We start from the raw sequence: 19070 nt of genomic DNA, 5'->3' as shown, positions 1-19070 counted from the left end.
ATGGCCGCCTCGCGGCGGCCGATCATCAGGCGAAATCGCGCTTGGCGACTTCGCTCAGAATCTGTCCTAACACCTGCTCGATGGAAAGATCCGTGGAATCCAGCTGTACCGCATCGTCTGCTGGCTTCAGCGGAGCCACTTCACGCTGGGTGTCGCGCTCATCGCGAACCCGTATCTCATCAAGAAGACTCGCGAGATTAACATCATCACCCTTGTCCTTCAACTGCAGGAAACGGCGACGAGCTCTTTCCTCCGCACTGGCAGTGAGAAATATCTTCAAGGGTGCGTCAGGAAAAACCACGGTCCCCATGTCTCGGCCGTCCGCGACCAGCCCGGGCGGTTCGCGGAACGCCTTCTGGCGCTGCAACAGCGCCTCACGCACCACCGGTAATGCAGCGACCTGCGAGGCTCCGGCGCCGACCTGCTCGTTGCGAATCGCGAGGGTGACGTCTTCGCCCTCGAGAATGATCTGCATGCCATGGCCGCTTTTGGCTGCACCGAACTGCACATCCAGGTGAGCTGCCAGCAGCTTGAGCGCCTCCTCGTTGGTCAGGTCGACACCATGATTACGGGCAGCAAAAGCCAGCAAACGGTAAAGCGCACCGGAATCGAGAAAGTTCCACCCCAGTTTCGCCGCCAACAACGCCGCAACCGTACCCTTGCCGGACCCGCTCGGGCCGTCGATGGTGATGACTGGGATCTGGCTGATCATGAATTACCCTCCACACCCACCCGCATTCCGGCCCGCTCGGCCAGCGCAAGGAAGTTCGGGAACGAAGTCGCCACGTTAGCGCAGTCATGAATGCGGATCGGTGCGCTGGCCCGAAGCGCAGCAACGCTGAAGGACATTGCTATCCGATGATCACCGTGCGCCCAGACTTCGCCACCCGCGATGGGGCCGCCGCCCTCAATGATAATCCCATCCGGCGTCGGTGTGGCCTTCACGCCCAGCGCCAGCAGACCATCGGCCATTACCTGAATACGGTCGGACTCCTTGACCCGCAACTCTTCGGCACCCCGCAAGGTGGTCCGACCCTCTGCGCAGGCGGCAGCTACGAACAGCACCGGGAATTCGTCAATCGCCAGCGGGACGAGACTTTCCGGAATGTCGATACCCTTGAGCTGCGCCGCACGCACACGGATATCGGCAACCGGCTCACCGCCCACTTCACGCAGATTGGTCAGCTCGATGCTGGCACCCATCAGCTTGAGAATATCGATAACGCCGGTACGCGTCGGGTTGATCCCGACATGTTCCAGGGTAATGTCCGAACCCGGCGCGATGCTGGCTGCCACCATAAAAAAGGCCGAGGAGGAAATATCGGCTGGCACCTCGATATGAGTCGAACGCAACGTATGACCCGATTCGACCGTAGCGGTATTGCCTTCTACCTGTACCGGATAACCGAAACCTCGCAACATCCGCTCGGTATGGTCCCGCGTCGGTGCTGGCTCGGTGACCGAGGTTTTTTCTGCCGCATACAAACCTGCCAGGAGCAGGCAGGATTTGACCTGAGCGCTGGCCATCGGCATTACGTACTGCATTCCTGAAAGTTTCTGGCCGCCACGGATGGTCACCGGTGGGCGCCCCTCGGCTGCGGTCTCGATCACCGCGCCCATTTCGCGCAGCGGCTTGGCCACACGATTCATTGGTCGCTTGGATAGCGAAGCGTCACCGGTCAGGGTGGTGTCGAACGACTGGGCGGCGAGCAAGCCGGACAGCAGACGCATCGAGGTCCCGGAATTGCCGAGGTAGATCGGGCCTGGCGGCGGCTTCAAACCATGCAGGCCAACGCCATGGACCGTCACGCGCCCCTGATTCGGCCCTTCGATGACCACGCCCATGTCGCGGAATGCCTGGATGGTTGCGAGGGCATCTTCACCCTCGAGAAACCCCTCTACCTCGGTGGTGCCTTCAGCAAGCGAGCCGAGCATGATCGAACGGTGGGATATGGATTTGTCGCCCGGCACACGCAGTTGACCGCTGAGGCTGCCGCCAGGGTTGGCAAGGAAGATCAGATCTTTGGAATGCATAACGTCCACATAGGCTCTGCGAGCCAGTATTTTGCTGAAATGTTCTCGGGCTGCCCTGGCGCGCGTAAACACGCCCAACAAGGTATGCCCGTCTCCTTCATCGACCGCAGCGCGCAGCGCATCGAGGTCGGCACGAAAATCGTCCAGCGTATGCAGCACCGCCTCACGATTGGCGAGAAAGATGTCATGCCACATCACCGGATCACTACCCGCTATTCGGGTGAAATCACGAAATCCACCCGCCGCGTAGCGGAATATTTCGAGATTCTCGTTGCGTTTCGCCAGCGAATCCACCAGCCCAAATGCCAGCAGGTGCGGCAGATGGCTGGTAGCCGCCAAAACTTCATCGTGATATCGAACCTCCATGTGTTCGACATCAGCCCCCAGTGCACGCCACAGACTGTCGACAAGTTTCAGCGCAGCTGGATCGGTTTCCGCCACAGGTGTCAGGATCACCTTGTGACGTCGAAAAAGCGTGCTTTGGGCAGCCGTGACACCGCTCTGTTCCGAGCCGGCTATCGGATGGCCCGGCACGAAGCGCGGCGGCATCCGTCCGAACTGCTCGCGGGCACAGCGCACCACATTACCCTTGGCGCTGCCGACGTCGGTCAGCACTGCATCTCCGAGATCGAGCGCCGCAAGCTCCGTGAGTAGACGTTCCATTGCCAGGATCGGGACTGCGAGCTGAATGACGTCCGCCCCCTGGCAGGCATCAACGAGGTTGGCTGCACAGCGATCCACCACACCGAGCTCGACAGCCAACGCCCGGGAGCGGGGATCGAGATCGAAGCCAACCACTTCAGCGCAGTGGCCGGCTTCACGTAGCCCCTTGGCGAACGAGCCTCCGATCAGCCCCAACCCGATCACGACCAGACGCCGTACCTTTGGCGCATCGGAGAGCCGCTCGACATTTCGGCTCAACGTCCGAGCGCCTTGCGCAGGGCATCTAGAAAACGGGTATTTTCCGCTTCGGTGCCGATGGAAACCCGCAGAAATGTCGGCATTCCGTAGCTTGCAACCGGCCGCACGATGACGCCGTCGCGCAACAAAGCCTGGTTGATCGGCGCTGCATCGCGTCCGAAATCGACCGCGATGAAATTGCCTTTCGAGGGAATCCAGTCCAGCCCCAGCTGCCTGAAGCCCGCTTCGAGCTGGAGCATGCCAGCCGTGTTGCAAGCCCTGCTCTGGGCCAGATAGCGATCATCGTCGAGCGCGGCACAGGCGGCCGCAATCGCCAGGCTGTTGACATTGAACGGCTGACGCACGCGATTGAGCACATCGGCGATCCGCGCCGAACAGATCGCATAGCCTACCCGCAGCGCCGCCAGCCCAAAGGCCTTTGAGAAGGTTCGTGAAACCAGCAAGTTGGGATGCGAGGCCAAAAACGTCAATCCATCCGGCAGTTCACCGCCGTCGGCGTACTCGATATACGCCTCGTCCAGCACGACCAGAACGCGCTCGGGAACGCAGGCAAGAAAGCTACCCAACGCATCCGCGTCGAACCAGGTACCGGTGGGGTTGTTGGGGTTGGCGATGAATACGACACCTGTATTTTCGTCGATAGCCGCCAGCATGGCCTCGAGATCGTGTCCCCATTGACGGGCCGGAACAGCCTTCGCTCGTGCACCCACGGCCTGTGTAGCAATCGGATAGACCGCAAACGCATGTTCACTGAAGACCGCATTGAGGCCAGGCGCCAGATAGGCGCGCGCGACCAGCTCGAGAATGTCATTGGAACCGTTGCCGAGCGTCACCTGCTCGATGCCGACGCCATATCGCTCGGCCAGCTTTTGCTTCAGTACGAAGCCGTTGCCGTCGGGATAGCGGGTCAGCTCGCCGAGCTGCGCCTTGATCGCCTCGATGACCTTGGGGCTGGGGCCCAGCGGGTTTTCGTTGCTGGCCAGCTTGACGATCGTTGCAGGATCAAGATCGAGCTCGCGCGCCAGTTCGTCCACCGGCTTGCCCGGCACGTAAGGCGACAGCTTTTGTACACCTGGCTGAGCCAGGGCGAGGAAATCACAGGACATGTTCAGCTCCGCTGGAGCTGAAAGCCTGAGCCTGAACTCGAAACCTGAAGCACTCGGCGTTGCTCACGGCTTCCAGCTTTCGGCATCCGGCTTCCAGCTGCTTTTTAAAGTACCGCCTTCGGATAAGAGCCCAGCACCTTCAATGCCACCGCTTCGCGCCCGATCTTCTCCAGCACATCCTTGATCAGCGGATCCTGGTGATGACCGATGCAGTCAATGAAGAATACATAGGTCCATTTGCCGCTGCGTGAAGGGCGAGTTTCGATCCGCGTGAGATCGATGCCATTGGAATGGAACGGCATCAGCAGCTCATGCAGCGCACCCGGTTTGTTGCGCATGGAAACGATGATCGAAGTCTTGTCGTCGCCGGTGGGCGGCACTTCCTGGTTGCCAATGATCAGGAAACGCGTGGAGTTATCCGGGCGGTCCTCGATCTTCTCGGCAATCTTGCTCAAGCCGTAAAGCTGAGCGGCCATGTCCCCCGCGATCGCAGCGGAGTTCCACTCGCTCTTGACGCGCTTGGCTGCATCGGCATTGCTGGAAACCGCGACACGCTCGACGTTCGGATAATGCGCATCCAGCCATTTGCGGCACTGCGCCAGCGACTGGGCGTGCGAGTAGATGCGAGTGATGCGGTCGGTCTTGGTCGTCTCACCCACCAGCAGGTGATGATGGATTCGCAGCTCGACTTCACCGCAGATGACGATGTCATGCTCGAGGAAGCTGTCGAGGGTGTGGTTGACGGCGCCCTCGGTGGAGTTTTCCACCGGCACCACGCCGAAATTGACCGCACCGGCCACCACTTCACGAAACACCTCGTCGATCGCCGCCATCGGTTTGCTGATCACCGAATGCCCGAAGTGCTTGAGCGCTGCCGCTTGCGAAAAGGTGCCTTCCGGGCCGAGATAAGCGACCCGCAGCGGCTGCTCCAGCGCCAGGCAGGACGACATGATTTCGCGAAAAAGGCGCGCCATCTCCTCGTTGTCCAGCGGTCCCTTGTTCAGCTCCATGATGTGCTTGAGCACCCAGGCTTCACGCTCGGGACGATAGAACACTGCCTCCTCGCCTTCGGCCAGGGAGGCAGTCTTGACCCGAGCCACGTCCTGAGCGCAGCGGGCACGCTCGCTGATCAGCTCGAGAATTTTCTCGTCGAGACTGTCGATGCGTACACGCAGCGCCTTCAGTCGGTCGGCATCGCTCATCAGCCGTGCTCCTTCTCGAACTCACGCATGTAGGCCACCAGCGCCTCGACGGCATCCAGGCCAACCGCGTTATAGATCGAAGCACGCATGCCGCCCACCGAGCGATGGCCTTTCAGGTTGAGCAGTCCACGGGCATCGGCACCGGCCAGGAAAACCTTGTCTAACTGCTCATCGGCCAGCCTGAACGGCACATTCATCCACGAGCGGGCATTCGTGGCGATCGGGTTGGAATAGAAATCACTGGCGTCGATAGCACCATAGAGCAGGTCTTTCTTGGCGCGATTGATCCGCTCCATCGCCTCGACACCGCCCTGCTCCTTCAGCCACTCGAACACCAGCCCAGAGAGGTACCAAGAGAAGGTTGCCGGCGTGTTGTACATGGAGCCGTTGTCGGCGGCGATCTTGTAATCGAGCATGGTCGGGCAGCTGGAACGCGCACGACCCAGCAAGTCCTCGCGAACGATGACCACCACCAACCCCGACGGGCCGATATTCTTCTGCGCGCCAGCGTAGATCAGACCGAATCGCGACACGTCCAGCGGACGCGAAAGGATGTCCGAAGACATGTCGACCACCAGCGGAGTGTCGCCAAGTTCCGGTATCCAGTCGAACTGCAGCCCACCGATGGTTTCGTTGCTGGCGTAGTGCACATAGGCCGCATCGGCGCGCAGATTCCACTCGTTCTGCCCGGGGATGGCGAAGTAATCGTAGGATCTGGCGCTGGCAGCCACATTGATATGCCCGAAGCGCTTGGCCTCTTCGATACTCTTGCGCGACCAGATGCCCGTATCGATGTAATCGGCAACGCCGTCTTCAGGTAGCAGATTCAGCGGGATCTCGGCGAACTGCTGGCTGGCACCGCCCTGGAGGAACAGCACCTTGTAATTCGACGGAATGCTCAGCAGGTCGCGCAGGTCCTGCTCGGCCTTTTCGGCAATCGCCGTGTATTCATCGCTGCGATGGCTCATTTCCATCACAGACAGGCCCCGCCCCTGCCAATCCAGGAGTTCGGCCTGGGCGCGCTGCAGCACGACCTCAGGGAGCGCGGCGGGACCTGCGCAGAAGTTAAAGGCGCGTTTGCTCATCTTCGTACTCTCAAAAACGGTCGATACCATGCTCGCTCCGCCCGTCGCCAAGGCGCTCAGGTACAGCGCTTGCAATCCCTTCACCCGCAGCGGGTTTCCGTTCGATACCGACATGCGAAGACCGAAGGCTTCGCATGTCGTCCGAATCAGTTTTCGTCGTCGGTAGGCACCACGTCCGGCGGTACGTCTCCGCCTCCGCCAAGCAGCTCGTCCTCGCTGGGCTCGGTGCTGACGACAGGCATTTCCTTGTCCAGCGCCTCGTCATCGAGAACCGCCTCGATGTCTTCCAGTACGTCTTCCTCGGAGGGCTCCTGAACCCTTTCGAGGCCAACCAGATGCTCGTTCTTGCCCAGTTTGATCAGCGTCACGCCCTGGGTATTACGGCCCAGCGACGACACCTCATCGACACGGGTACGCACCAGCGTGCCCTGGTCGGAAATCAGCATGATCTCCTCGCCCTGCTGCACCTGAACGGCGCCGACCAGCGGGCCGTTGCGCTCGTTGGTCACCATGGCGATTACGCCCTGACCACCGCGACCGCGGCGCGGGAACTCATCGATCACAGTGCGCTTGCCGTAGCCGTTGAGGCTGGCGGTGAGAATTTGCGCATTAGGCTCAGGGATTAGCATGGAGATCAGACGCTGCCCTTCAGGCAGACGCATGCCTCGAACGCCACGAGCAGTACGGCCCATGGTGCGGACATGCTTCTCCTTGAAGCGAATCACCTTTCCGCCATCGGAGAACAGCATGACTTCACGCGCCCCGTCGGTAACCGCAGCAGCGATGAGGGTATCGCCCTCCTCCAGGCCGAGCGCGATCAGACCGACACTGCGCGGACGGCTGAACTGGGAAAGCGGAGTCTTCTTCACTGTGCCCTTGGCTGTCGCCATGAAGATGTAGGTGCCGGTCGGCTCGTCTATCGACTCGTCGGATTCTTCGCCGTCGAGCGACTCTTCCGCCTCATCGGCTTCGCTGATGATTTCCGCATCCTCGACATCGTCCTCGCCATTCAGCTGCTGCTGACGTGCAGCCTCAATGTCGACTTGGAGCATAGCGGTGATGTGCTCGCCTTCGGAAAGCGGCAGCAGGTTGACCAGCGGACGTCCGCGCGAGGTGCGCGAGGCTTCCGGAATCTCATAGGTCTTGAGCCAATAGACCTTGCCCTTGCTGGAAAACAGCAGCAGGGTCGTGTGGCTGTTGGCAACCAACAGATGCTCGACGTAATCCTCTTCCTTGACGCCGGTCGCCGCCTTGCCGCGTCCGCCGCGGCGCTGCGCCTGATAGGCGGCCAGCGGCTGGGACTTGGCATAGCCGCCGTGGGAAATGGTGACGACGCGCTCTTCCTCGGTGATCAGATCGGCCAGGGTCAGATCCAGTCGCGCCTCGAGAATTTCGGTGCGACGCGCATCGCCGAAATCGCGCTTGACGCCTTCGAGCTCCTCGCGGATGACCTCCATCAGGCGCACGGGATCGGTAAGGATACGGATCAGCTCACCGATCTGGGTCAGGATCTCCTGATACTCGCTGAGCAGCTTCTCGTGCTCCAGCCCCGTCAGACGGTGCAGGCGCAGATCAAGAATGGCCTGAGCCTGTTCCGGCGACAGGTAGTACTTGCCATCACGCAGACCGTACTGCGGATCAAGCCCCTCTGGGCGGCAGGAGTCGGCACCAGCACGCTCGACCATCGACTCGACGGCGCTCGATTCCCAGGCCTCGGCAATCAACGCTTCCTTCGCCTCGGCCGGGGTCGGCGAGGCCTTGATCAGGGCGATCACCGGGTCGATGTTGGACAGCGCGACCGCCTGACCTTCGAGGATATGCCCACGCTCGCGCGCCTTGCGCAGCTCGTAGACGGTCCGGCGGGTGACCACTTCGCGGCGATGGCGAACGAAGGCCTCGAGCAGTTCCTTGAGATTCAGCGTGCGCGGCTGGCCGTCGATCAGTGCCACCACGTTGATGCCGAACACGCTCTGCAGCTGGGTCTGGGCGTAGAGATTGTTGAGGATGACCTCAGGCACTTCACCGCGACGCAGCTCGATCACCACGCGCATGCCGTCTTTGTCGGACTCGTCGCGCAACTCGGTGATGCCTTCGAGCTTCTTCTCTTTAACCAGCTCGGCGATCTTCTCGATCAGACGCGCCTTGTTCAGCTGATAAGGCAGCTCGGTGATGACGATCTGCTGACGCCCACCGACCTTGTCGATGTCTTCGATGATCGAGCGCGCCCGCATGTAGATGCGTCCGCGACCGGTGCGGTAGGCCTCGACGATACCGGCGCGGCCGTTGATGATGCCGGCGGTGGGGAAGTCAGGACCCGGGATGAACTGCATCAGTTCGTCGATGGTGATGTCGGCGTTCCCGATCAGCGCTAGGCAGCCATCGATGACTTCGCCGAGGTTATGCGGCGGAATATTGGTCGCCATACCCACGGCGATACCGCTGGAACCGTTAACCAGCAGGTTCGGGATCTTGGTCGGCATGACCGCCGGAATCTGCTCGGTGCCGTCGTAGTTGGGCACCCAATCGACGGTTTCCTTGTCCAGATCGGCCAGCAGTTCGTGCGCCAGCTTGGCCATCCGCACTTCGGTGTAACGCATGGCGGCGGCATTATCGCCGTCCACCGAACCGAAGTTGCCTTGGCCATCGACCAGCATGTAGCGCAACGAGAAAGGCTGCGCCATCCGCACGATGGTGTCGTATACCGCCGAGTCGCCGTGAGGATGGTATTTACCGATCACATCACCGACCACACGGGCGGATTTCTTGTATGGCTTGTTCCAGTCGTTACCCAGTTCGCTCATGGCAAAAAGCACACGGCGATGTACGGGCTTCAATCCGTCGCGCGCATCCGGCAGCGCCCGTCCGACGATTACGCTCATGGCGTAGTCGAGATAGGACTGCTTGAGTTCGTCTTCGATATTGACCGGGAGGATTTCTTTGGCCAGTTCGCCCATGGAAGCCTGGTTCCTTGTAGTCAGCAGGGTCCTGCGATTAAGCGCGGGATGGTATCACAGCTGGCGAGCCAGAGGCTCCAGGATGCACACCCGAGAAGAGATCCCCGGGTTTGCCTAAAGTAATCAATGGAGTCGTTTGCGGCTCATCAAAGCGGCGAGCTTGGCCGCATTCGGTCGTTCGACCACACCCTTTTCGGTCACGATGGCGTCGATGAGGTCCGCCGGCGTCACATCGAATACCGGATTGAACGCATCGACTTCCGCCGCGAACCGCTGGCCGTTGACTTCCAGCAACTCGCTGCCGGCACGTTCCTCGATGGGAATGTCGTCGCCGGCTTCCAGCTCCATGTCAATGGTCGAACTGGGCGCCACCACCATGAACCGCACGCCATGATGCATGGCGAGCACGGCGAGCTGATAGGTGCCGATCTTGTTGGCAACGTCGCCGTTGGCCGTGATTCGGTCGGCCCCCACGATTACCCAGGTAATGCCACGCGTCTTCATAAGATGCGCAGCGGCCGAGTCGGCATTCAATGTGACCGGCACGCCCTCTCCAGCAAGCTCCCAGGCGGTCAGACGCGAGCCTTGCAACCAGGGACGGGTTTCATCGGCATAAACGCACTCGACAAGCCCCTCCAGATGCGCCGCACGGATCACACCGAGCGCGGTTCCGAAGCCACCAGTAGCCAGTGCACCGGTATTGCAGTGAGTGAGTAGGTTTTGCGGATTGCCCTGATGCTTGCGGATCAGATCGACACCGAATTGCGCCATGGTTAGATTGGCTTCGCGATCGCTGTCGTGAATGGAGACGGCTTGTGCCTCGGCAGCTGTCAGCGGATCCTCGCCCGGCTTCAAACGGTCGAGTCGCTCGCGCATCTGATTCAGCGCCCAGAATAGATTGACAGCAGTCGGACGCGAATCTGCAAGCACTTCAAAGTCCGCTTCCAACGCCGTACGCCAGTCGCCGCCTTCGGTGAGCCGAGCCTTGAGCCCCATTACCAAGCCATACGCCGCGCTGATGCCGATCGCCGGAGCGCCCCGCACGACCATCTCGCGGATGGCCGTGGCTACAGCAGCAGCGCAATCGTAGGAATGCCATATCTCTTCCAGCGGCAACTTGCGCTGGTCGAGCAAACGTAACTGCCCGTTCTGCCACTCGATAGCCTTCACTTTTTCCGCGGCCAGCAAGCGTTCGCGCATGGCAATCCCCTCATTGTTCACTGATCCCCTGACATTCAGGGGCGGAACCGGTCCGTACAGATTGCGGGCCGGCACAAAAAAGCCCGGTCGTCTCCGAACCGGGCTTCAACATTCGAAAGGGTCATGCGGAGTGATATGACACTCACGCCCCATACCCGGGCGCGAATCCTAATCGACTGATTTTTCCAGCACAAGCAAAGGCCGATCGAGGCAGCCGATTGCTGTGATGTGGCGTACCTATTCGCGATTCGGTTGTGGGGTGAGACGTAGATAAGGCTTCACCGCGCGGTAGCCCTTCGGGAAGCGCTGCTTGAGCTCTTCCTCGTCCTGCAGCGAAGGCACGATGACCACCTCGTCGCCGTCCTGCCAGTTGGCCGGCGTCGCGACCTTGTGGTTATCAGTCAGTTGTAGGGAGTCGATCACACGCAGAATTTCGTTGAAGTTGCGCCCAGTGCTAGCCGGGTAGGTAATGGTCAATCGCACCTTTTTATTCGGATCGATGACGAACAGCGAACGAACCGTCAACGTGTCGTTGGCATTGGGGTGAATCAGGTCGTACAGCTCGGACACCTTGCGGTCGGCATCAGCCAGGATCGGAAAGTTGACTCGCGTGTTCTGGGTTTCGTTGATGTCATCGATCCACTTCACATGCGAATCGACCGGATCCACTGAAAGCGCAATGGCTTTGACGTTGCGCTTGGCGAACTCGTCTTTAAGCTTGGCGGTGAAACCCAGCTCGGTGGTGCAGACTGGCGTAAAGTCGGCCGGATGAGAAAACAGCACGCCCCAACTGCTGCCAAGCCATTCATGAAAGCGAATGCGGCCTTCGCTGGAATCCTGTTCGAAGTCGGGGGCGATGTCGCCGAGACGGATGCTCATGTCTTTTTTCCTCGTATGCATGCTACTGATGGCGGTCGCAATGGGCGACCGGGTTCCTGCTACCAGCGTCAGGCCGTTTTGCGGGCCTGCTGAGCGATTCGATTTTGCAGGCGGTACAGGTAGGCGAAACCCGACGTCCAATGGGTATGGCCCGATTGCGTATTGATGTGCCCGACGCCACGGAGAATGACGGTATCACTTGCCCAATTCTGGCCCAGCTCGATGGCTCGGTCGGCTGTCGCTGCGGCATCGCTGTCGGAGCCGACCAGCAGGCTGGGAAATGGCAATGCTTGACGGGAAATCGGCGCGAAATCGCGCAGGGCGTCGGGGCATCCCTCACGCTGCACATCCGCTGGCGCGACCAGCAACGCGCCACGAACCCGCTGCAATGTATCCATCGAAGCTTGTGCGGCCCAGTGGGCGACGGTAACGCAACCCAGACTATGCGCGATGAGGATGATCGGCTGCGTGCTCATTGCCACGCTGCGATCCAGCTCGGCGATCCAGTCTTCGCGGCGAGGGTGTAGCCAATCGGACTGCTCCACCCTGGCGCTGTTTGGAAGGCTGCGTTGCCAATGGCTTTGCCAGTGAGCGGCGGGCGAGCCTTTCCAGCCCGGCACTATCAGATAACGGATCGATTCGCTGCGCATCGAGGTGTGCCTCCGAAATGATGGAAGCCAGTCTAGCCACTCGCGCAGCTCACATAAAAGAATAAGAAATTATTTATTTATAACCTAATTAAATTTCTTCTCAAGCAACGTCAATGATCGATCAACGGAAGAAGCTGCCCATTAGACGACCTGCATGACAGTTACCTCGACTGCACGCCGGTCCGCTACGCGCACTGTGCGCCAGGCGTTATAGGCCATCAGCAGCATGCCCAGAACGAAGGTGCCGCCGCCAATCAGTCGCACCACATAGCCGGGATGGCTGGCCTCCAGCGCCTCGACGAAGGAATACGTCAGCGTGCCGTCTTCATTGATCGCACGCCACATCAGACCCTGAGTGATGCCATTGACCCACATCGAGGCGATGTAGAGCACGGTGCCGATGGTGGCCAGCCAGAAGTGCGCATTGATCAGCCCGACGCTGTGCATCTGCTCGCGGCCCCAGAGTTTTGGAATCATGTGGTAGAGCGTGCCGATGGAGATCATCGCGACCCAGCCCAGCGCACCGGCATGCACGTGGCCGATGGTCCAGTCCGTATAGTGCGACAATGCGTTGACCGTCTTGATGGCCATCATCGGCCCCTCGAAGGTCGACATGCCGTAGAACGCCAGGGAAACCACCAGAAAGCGCAGGATCGGATCAGTGCGCAATTTATGCCAGGCACCGGAGAGCGTCATCATGCCGTTGATCATGCCGCCCCAGCTGGGCGCCAGCAGCACCACCGACATCGCCATACCGAGGCTCTGCGCCCAATCCGGCAATGCGGTGTAGTGCAGATGGTGCGGGCCGGCCCAGATGTACAGGCTGATGATCGCCCAGAAATGCACGATGGACAGCCGATAGGAATACACCGGCCGCTCGGCCTGCTTCGGCACGAAGTAGTACATCATCCCGAGAAAGCCCACCGAGAGGATGAAGCCCACCACGCTATGCCCGTACCACCACTGGATCATGGCATCCGTGGCGCCGGAGTAGGCCGAGTAGGATTTGAACAGGGTCACCGGGATGGCAATGTGGTTGATCACATGGACCATCGCCGTCACGACGATGAAGGCGCCATAGAACCAATTGGCAACATAGATGTGCTGGGTTCGCCGCCGCGCGATCGTGCCGATGAACAGATAGGCATAGGCCACCCAGACCAGCGTCACCCAGAACGCAATCGGCCATTCCATCTCAGCGTATTCCTTCGAAGAGGTAATACCCAACGGATAGCTGACCAGCATTGCAATGATCGCCGCCTGCCAGCCCCAGAACACGAAGTTGGCCAGCCCGTCGGAGATCAGTCGCACCTTGCAGGTCCGCTGCACCACATAGAAGGAGGTCGCGAACAGCGCGCCGCCGCCGAACGCGAAGATCACTAGATTGGTGTGCACCGGGCGCAGGCGCCCGAAAGTGGTCCAAGGCAACCCGAAATTGAGTTCTGGCCAGACCAATTGGGCGGCGATGAACGCACCCATCCCCATTCCAACCACACCCCAGAACAGGGTCATCAAGGTGAAGCGACGGACGACTTCGTAGTTGTAATCGGGTGTATCGAGCACTGCAGCATCAGCCATGACATTTCCTGGAGACAGATGAATAAAGCTCGTCCATCAGCGGCGGGCGTCGCCGGCCAGAGCGAGCGACAAACAGTGTGTCGCATCGATTTAAATACTTATAACGAATATTCATCATCGTTAAGTGCATTTATATTTATACAAATAGAAGCACGTGTCGCGCACACCAAGCCGCGCATTCGTCTTGCGCGATCCACGTCGTTTCTCTGGCCATTGATGCAACCTCGACACTGACAACAGACGCCGATGCCTGGCGCTGCGCTTTTCATCGCCCGCAACTTGACCGGCATTTGGCGAACCCAAATACTGTATCCATATACAGTATTTGGAAGATCCCATCGTCATGGCATCTGTGGTTGCCCTCAATCATCTGCTCGATGCGCGCCGCCTATGGCGCGGCCAGTCCAGCTTCGTCTCGACCAGCAGTCAGCCGACCGGACATGCCGCGCTGGATGCCGCCCTGCCCGGCGGCGGCTGGCCGGAATCGGCACTGAGCGAGCTGTTGATTGCCACGAGCGGTATCGGCGAATTGCGCCTGCTCTGGCCGACCCTGGCGCGATTGACCATGGCCGGTGAACGCGTGGTGCTGGTGGCGCCCCCATATGTGCCCTATCCCCAGGCCTGGATGGCAGCCGGTGTCGACCTGCGCCAGCTGACGATCGTCAATACTCAAGGCCGTGACGCCTTATGGGCTGCCGAGCAATGCCTGCGTTCGGGTAGCTGCGGCGCAGTATTGTGTTGGCCGCAACAGGCCGAAGACCGCGCCCTGCGTCGCCTGCAGGTGGCCGCCGAGACCGGTCAGACACTGGCTTTCGCCTACCGTCCACTGCGCGAGGCGATCAACCCCTCGCCAGCGGCACTGCGCTTGGCGGTCGAGGCTCAGCCAGCGCAGTTACGGATACTCAAGTGCCGTGGCGGTCTGGCTCCGGCACGCCCGATTCCTGCCACAGCGTGGCATTGAAATGGTCATGCTCTGGGCCTGCATATTGCTGCCGCAACTGGCCATAGATGGCGTGCTACGCAACCGTAGCGATGCCGACGCACCGCTGGCCCTGTTGAGCGGAACGCCGCAGCGTCGAGTGCTGCAGGCAGTCAATCCGATGGCGCGGTCGCTCGGCCTCAAACCGGGTCAATCGCTGATTGCCGCCCAGGCGCTGACCCGCGACTTCACCACGGCTGAATATGACCTGGCTTCGATCGAGCGCTGGCAGCAATTCCTCGCTGCCTGGGCCTACGGCTTCAGCTCCCAGGTGAGCCTGCATTATCCGCGCTGTCTGCTCCTGGAAGTGCACTCCAGCCTTGCTTTGTTCGGTCCCTGGCCGCGTCTGGAAGCGCGCCTGCGCGAGGAACTGCATGCCTTGGGCTTTCAGCACCGTATTACGCTGGCACCGAACCCCGCCGCTGCGCGGGTACTGGCCAACGCACATGATGGCCTGGCCGTGACGGATACCGAGACGCTGCAGAGCGTGCTGGCCCCATTGCCGGTCGAGCGTATCGGTCTGCCGCGCGAAGTGACGACCGCCTTTGCGCGCATGGGCCTGCGGACTCTGAGGCAGGTGCTCGCGCTACCACGAGCGGGTCTGGCGCGACGCTTTCCGGCAGAAGTGCTGAAGCACCTCGATACCCTGCTCGATCATCGTCCCTTGGCGCTGGACTTCTACCGGCCGCCAGACCGCTTCGATGCCCGGATCGAGTTGAACTTCGAAGTCGAGTCCCACCAGGCATTGCTATTCCCGCTGCGTCGCCTGACCGCCGATCTTGCCGCCTACCTAGCCGGTCGCGACAGTGGAGTGCAACGCTTCACCCTGCATCTGGAGCACCGCAGCCTGACCGATAGCCAGATACCGGTTGGCCTGCTCAGTGCCGAGCGCGATCCGGCCATGCTGTTCGAGTTGACGCGTGGTCGGCTGGAACATATGCAACTGCCGGCGCCGACACTGGCGATACGCCTGGTCGCGCATGAATTGCCAGCGTTCGTCCCTGAGCACCGCCAGTTATTCGAAGAACGACCGCAGCAGTCGCTGCCTTGGGAGCAGCTACGCGAGCGCCTGCGGGCCCGCCTGGGAGACGACGCCGTGCAAGGGCTCTGCACGCGTGCCGACCATCGCCCCGAATGCGCCTGGCAACCGCAACACACCACTCGGAATGAGTTGCCATCAGACATCGGCCCGCGCCCCAGCTGGCTATTGGCCGAACCGAAGCCATTGTATGAGGCATCCCTGCGCCTTCTCGCCGGCCCCGAACGCATCGAGTCGGGCTGGTGGGATGGCGGCGATGTGCGCCGCGACTATTACCTGGTGGAAACCCGCACCGGCCAGCGCGGCTGGGCCTTCCGCTCAACGGATGGAGGGCCGTTGCTGTTGCACGGCTGGTTCGCATGATGACCGCTTACGTCGAGCTGCATTGCCTATCCAACTTCAGCTTCCAGCGAGGTGCCTCCAGTGCCCGCGAACTCTTCGAGCGCGCCGCCCGCCTCGGCTATCGAGCGTTGGCCATCACCGACGAATGCACCCTGGCCGGCATCGTACGGGCCTGGCAGGCTTCGAAGGATATCGGTCTGCCATTGATCATCGGCAGTGAGATTCAGATCGAAGACGGGCCCAAGCTGGTTTTGCTGGTGGAAAACATCACCGGTTATCAGGCCTTGTGCCGCTTGATCACCCGCGCCCGCCGTCGCGCCGAAAAAGGTCGCTACCGGCTTCTAGCCGAAGACCTGAGCGAGCCACTGGATGGACTACTGGCCATCTGGATTGCCGGTCAACCCGAGGCTGATCTCGAGGGCCGCTGGCTACGCGAACGATTTCCGGAGCGCCTCTGGCTGGGCATCGGACTGCACCGTGGGCCAGACGACATGCTACGCCTGCGCCAATGGAAGGCACTGGCCACCCGCCTGAACCTGCCTGCGGTAGCCTGCGGCGACGTGCATATGCATGCCCGAGGACGCCGTGCGCTGCAGGACTGCATGACCGCGGTCCGTCATCACTTGCCGGTAGTTGAGGCCGGCCGCTACTTGTTCCCTAACGGCGAACGCCATCTACGCCGATACGAGGAACTGCTTGAGCTGTATCCGCCAGAGCTGCTCACAGAAACGTTGCGCATCGCTGAGCGCTGTCAGTTCGATCTCAGCCAATTGGAATACCGATACCCACATGAGCTGGTGCCTGCGAGCCATAACGCTACTTCCTGGCTGCGCAAACTGGTCGAAGATGGCGCGCGCTGGCGCTGGCCAGATGGCGTAACGCCGAAGAACCGTGCGCAAATCGAGCATGAGCTGAAACTGATCGCCGAACTGAAGTACGAAAATTACTTCTTAACCGTGCATGACCTCGTCCGGTGGGCCCGTAAACAAGGAATCCTCTGCCAAGGCCGTGGCTCGGCAGCCAATTCCACTGTGTGCTTCGCGTTGGGTATCACCGAACTCGACCCCGCACGCGCAGGCAGCCGGCTACTGTTTGAACGCTTCCTATCTCGTGAGCGCAAGGAGCCACCGGACATCGACGTCGATTTCGAGCACGAACGCCGCGAGGAAGTCATTCAGTATGTATTTCGCCGCTATGGCCGTGAGCGGGCCGCGCTCACCGCCGTCGTCAGCACCTACCACGCCACCGGCGCCTTGCGCGACGTTGCCAAGGCGCTCTGCCTGCCACCGGATCAGATCAACGCGCTGGCCGATTGCTGCGGACGCTGGAGCGACCGGATTCCTGACGACGCGCGTTTGCGTGAAGCAGGCTTCGACCCGCGCAGTCCGGTGCTGCACCGGGTATTGGTGCTGACTGGCGAATTGATCGGTTTCCCCCGCCACCTTTCACAGCACCCGGGAGGGTTCGTCATTTCCGAGCACGCGCTGGAAACCTTGGTGCCGGTGGAAAATGCCAGCATGGCCGAGCGCACCGTGATTCAGTGGGACAAAGACGATCTGGATGCCGTAGGTCTGCTCAAGGTCGATGTCCTCGCCCTCGGCATGCTCAGTGCGCTGCGCCGCTGTTTCAATCTGATCGAACGCTATCGCGGCACATGCTGGACGATTGCCAGCCTGCCGCAGGAAGACCGTGCGACCTACGACATGATTAGCCGTGCCGATACTGTCGGCGTGTTCCAGATCGAATCACGGGCCCAGATGGCCATGCTTCCGCGCCTGCGCCCCAGGGAGTTCTACGATCTGGTAATCCAGGTCGCTATTGTGCGCCCAGGGCCGATTCAGGGCGATATGGTTCATCCCTACCTGCGTCGACGTAATGATGAAGAAGAGGTGAAATACCCTTCCGATGAATTGAAACCGGTCTTCGAGCGCACACTCGGTGTGCCGCTGTTCCAGGAACAGGTGATGGAGCTGGCAATCGTTGCCGCCGAATATACGCCCGGCGAAGCCGACGAGTTGCGCCGATCCATGGCCGCCTGGAAGCGTCATGGCGGCCTGGAGCCCCATCGCCAGCGACTGACCGAACGCATGCTCGCCAAGGGCTACGAGGCAGACTTCATCGCACGAATCTTCGAACAGATCAAAGGGTTCGGCAGCTATGGCTTTCCCGAATCCCATGCCGCCAGCTTCGCCCTGCTCACCTACGCCAGCTGTTGGCTCAAATGCCACGAACCGGCCGCCTACGCCTGCGCCTTGATCAATAGTTGGCCGATGGGCTTCTACAATCCCGACCAGATACTGCAAGACGCCCGCCGTCACGGTCTGGAAATTCGCCCGGTTGACGTCCAGCACAGTGGCTGGGATTGCAGCCTCGAACCGACTGCCAACGAGCAACCGGCGATCCGCCTGGGCCTGCGACTGGTGCGCGGCTTTCGTGAAGCGGATGCGCGGCGTATCGAGGCAGCACGACAGGTTGAACCATTCGCCGCTGTCGATGACCTGTGTCTGCGCGCCGAGCTGGATGCCCGCGCCCGCGAACGACTGGCCGATGCCAGCGCCCTGCGCGGCCTCGCTGGACATCGTCACCGGGCACGCTGGGCAGTAGCCGGGGTCGAGCCACAGCTGCCACTGTTCGCTGGCCAGGGCGCGCAACAGGAAGCGCCGATCCCCCTCCCATTGCCTACGGTCGGCGAGGACCTGCTGACCGACTACGCCACCCTCGGCACCACGCTCGGCCCGCACCCGCTGGCCTTGCTACGCGAACAGCTCCGAAGCCGGCGCTGTCGCAGTTCACGCGAGCTGGCAGACATTGAGCATGGCCGTTTGGTCAGCGTGGCCGGTCTGGTGATAGGCCGTCAACGTCCGCAAACCGCCAGCGGCGTGATCTTCGTCACCCTGGAAGACGAGTTCGGCATGATCAACGTGGTGGTTTGGCACGATCTGGCCGAGCGCCAACGGCGAGCCCTGATCCATTCGCAGCTGCTGCGAATCGACGGTCATCTGGAGTCGGCGAGCGGCGTACGCCACGTCATCGCTGGGCGCCTGAGCGACCTCACGCCACTGCTGACCGGCCTGGATGTACGCAGTCGGGATTTCCAATAA

General features: G+C 61.0%; 13 protein-coding genes. 3 read left to right on the top strand and 10 right to left on the bottom strand.

What is annotated here, in order from left to right; genetic code table 11:
* Nucleotides 1-25 precede the first annotated feature (25 nt).
* The 10 genes from cmk to ccoN form a co-directional block, all read right to left on the bottom strand.
* The gene (gene cmk / locus UF78_RS07320; RefSeq protein ID WP_045161430.1) at nt 26-712 is read right to left on the bottom strand and encodes a (d)CMP kinase; all 687 of its coding nucleotides are present in this window, start codon (nt 710-712) and stop codon (nt 26-28) included.
* Nucleotides 709-2955, bottom strand: coding sequence for a bifunctional prephenate dehydrogenase/3-phosphoshikimate 1-carboxyvinyltransferase (locus UF78_RS07315; RefSeq protein WP_045161429.1), 2247 nt, complete (start codon nt 2953-2955; stop codon nt 709-711). The genes cmk and UF78_RS07315 overlap by 4 nt, the downstream gene beginning before the upstream one ends.
* Nucleotides 2952-4061, bottom strand: a complete 1110-nt coding sequence (gene hisC / locus UF78_RS07310; protein WP_045161428.1) for a histidinol-phosphate transaminase — start codon at nt 4059-4061, stop codon at nt 2952-2954. Before hisC ends, UF78_RS07315 begins: the two co-directional genes overlap by 4 nt.
* A gap of 104 nt (nt 4062-4165) precedes the next feature.
* A complete protein-coding gene (gene pheA, locus UF78_RS07305; protein ID WP_045161427.1) occupies nt 4166-5263 on the bottom strand; it encodes a prephenate dehydratase in 1098 nt (365 codons plus the stop codon).
* A complete protein-coding gene (serC, locus tag UF78_RS07300; RefSeq protein WP_045161735.1) occupies nt 5263-6348 on the bottom strand; it encodes a 3-phosphoserine/phosphohydroxythreonine transaminase in 1086 nt (361 codons plus the stop codon). The genes pheA and serC overlap by 1 nt, the downstream gene beginning before the upstream one ends.
* Before the next feature lie 146 nt (nt 6349-6494).
* Complete coding sequence (gene gyrA, locus UF78_RS07295; protein ID WP_045161426.1) at nt 6495-9302, bottom strand: DNA gyrase subunit A; 2808 nt, start codon at nt 9300-9302, stop codon at nt 6495-6497.
* A 123-nt stretch (nt 9303-9425) separates the two neighbouring features.
* Nucleotides 9426-10502, bottom strand: a complete 1077-nt coding sequence (gene mtnA / locus UF78_RS07290) for an S-methyl-5-thioribose-1-phosphate isomerase (RefSeq protein WP_045161425.1) — start codon at nt 10500-10502, stop codon at nt 9426-9428.
* Between the two features lie 237 nt (nt 10503-10739).
* Nucleotides 10740-11381: a peroxiredoxin gene (locus tag UF78_RS07285; protein ID WP_045161424.1), complete on the bottom strand. Its 642-nt coding sequence runs from the start codon at nt 11379-11381 to the stop codon at nt 10740-10742.
* Between the two features lie 68 nt (nt 11382-11449).
* Entirely contained in the window at nt 11450-12031 is a 582-nt protein-coding gene (locus tag UF78_RS07280; protein ID WP_045161423.1) for an RBBP9/YdeN family alpha/beta hydrolase, read from the bottom strand.
* Nucleotides 12032-12172: 141 nt separating this feature from the next.
* Entirely contained in the window at nt 12173-13609 is a 1437-nt protein-coding gene (gene ccoN, locus UF78_RS07275) for a cytochrome-c oxidase, cbb3-type subunit I (protein ID WP_045161421.1), read from the bottom strand.
* Nucleotides 13610-13952: 343 nt separating this feature from the next.
* Here ccoN and imuA point away from each other — a divergent pair, with 343 nt between their 5' ends.
* From imuA to UF78_RS07260, 3 genes are read left to right on the top strand one after another with little or no spacing between them, the layout of a single operon-like run.
* Nucleotides 13953-14570 carry a translesion DNA synthesis-associated protein ImuA gene (imuA, locus tag UF78_RS07270; RefSeq protein WP_045161420.1) on the top strand — a complete coding sequence of 206 codons (618 nt, stop codon included), beginning with the start codon at nt 13953-13955 and terminating at the stop codon, nt 14568-14570.
* A 7-nt stretch (nt 14571-14577) separates the two neighbouring features.
* Nucleotides 14578-15990 (top strand): Y-family DNA polymerase, encoded by a 1413-nt coding sequence (locus tag UF78_RS07265; protein WP_045161734.1) that lies wholly within the window; start codon nt 14578-14580, stop codon nt 15988-15990.
* Nucleotides 15987-19070: an error-prone DNA polymerase gene (locus UF78_RS07260; RefSeq protein ID WP_045161419.1), complete on the top strand. Its 3084-nt coding sequence runs from the start codon at nt 15987-15989 to the stop codon at nt 19068-19070. Before UF78_RS07265 ends, UF78_RS07260 begins: the two co-directional genes overlap by 4 nt.

The organism is Stutzerimonas stutzeri (genome assembly GCF_000952685.1).
Classification (GTDB): Bacteria; Pseudomonadota; Gammaproteobacteria; order Pseudomonadales; family Pseudomonadaceae; genus Stutzerimonas; species Stutzerimonas stutzeri_E.
Note: the sequence above shows the minus strand (reverse complement) of the source record. Positions and strands in the feature narration are given on the sequence as shown.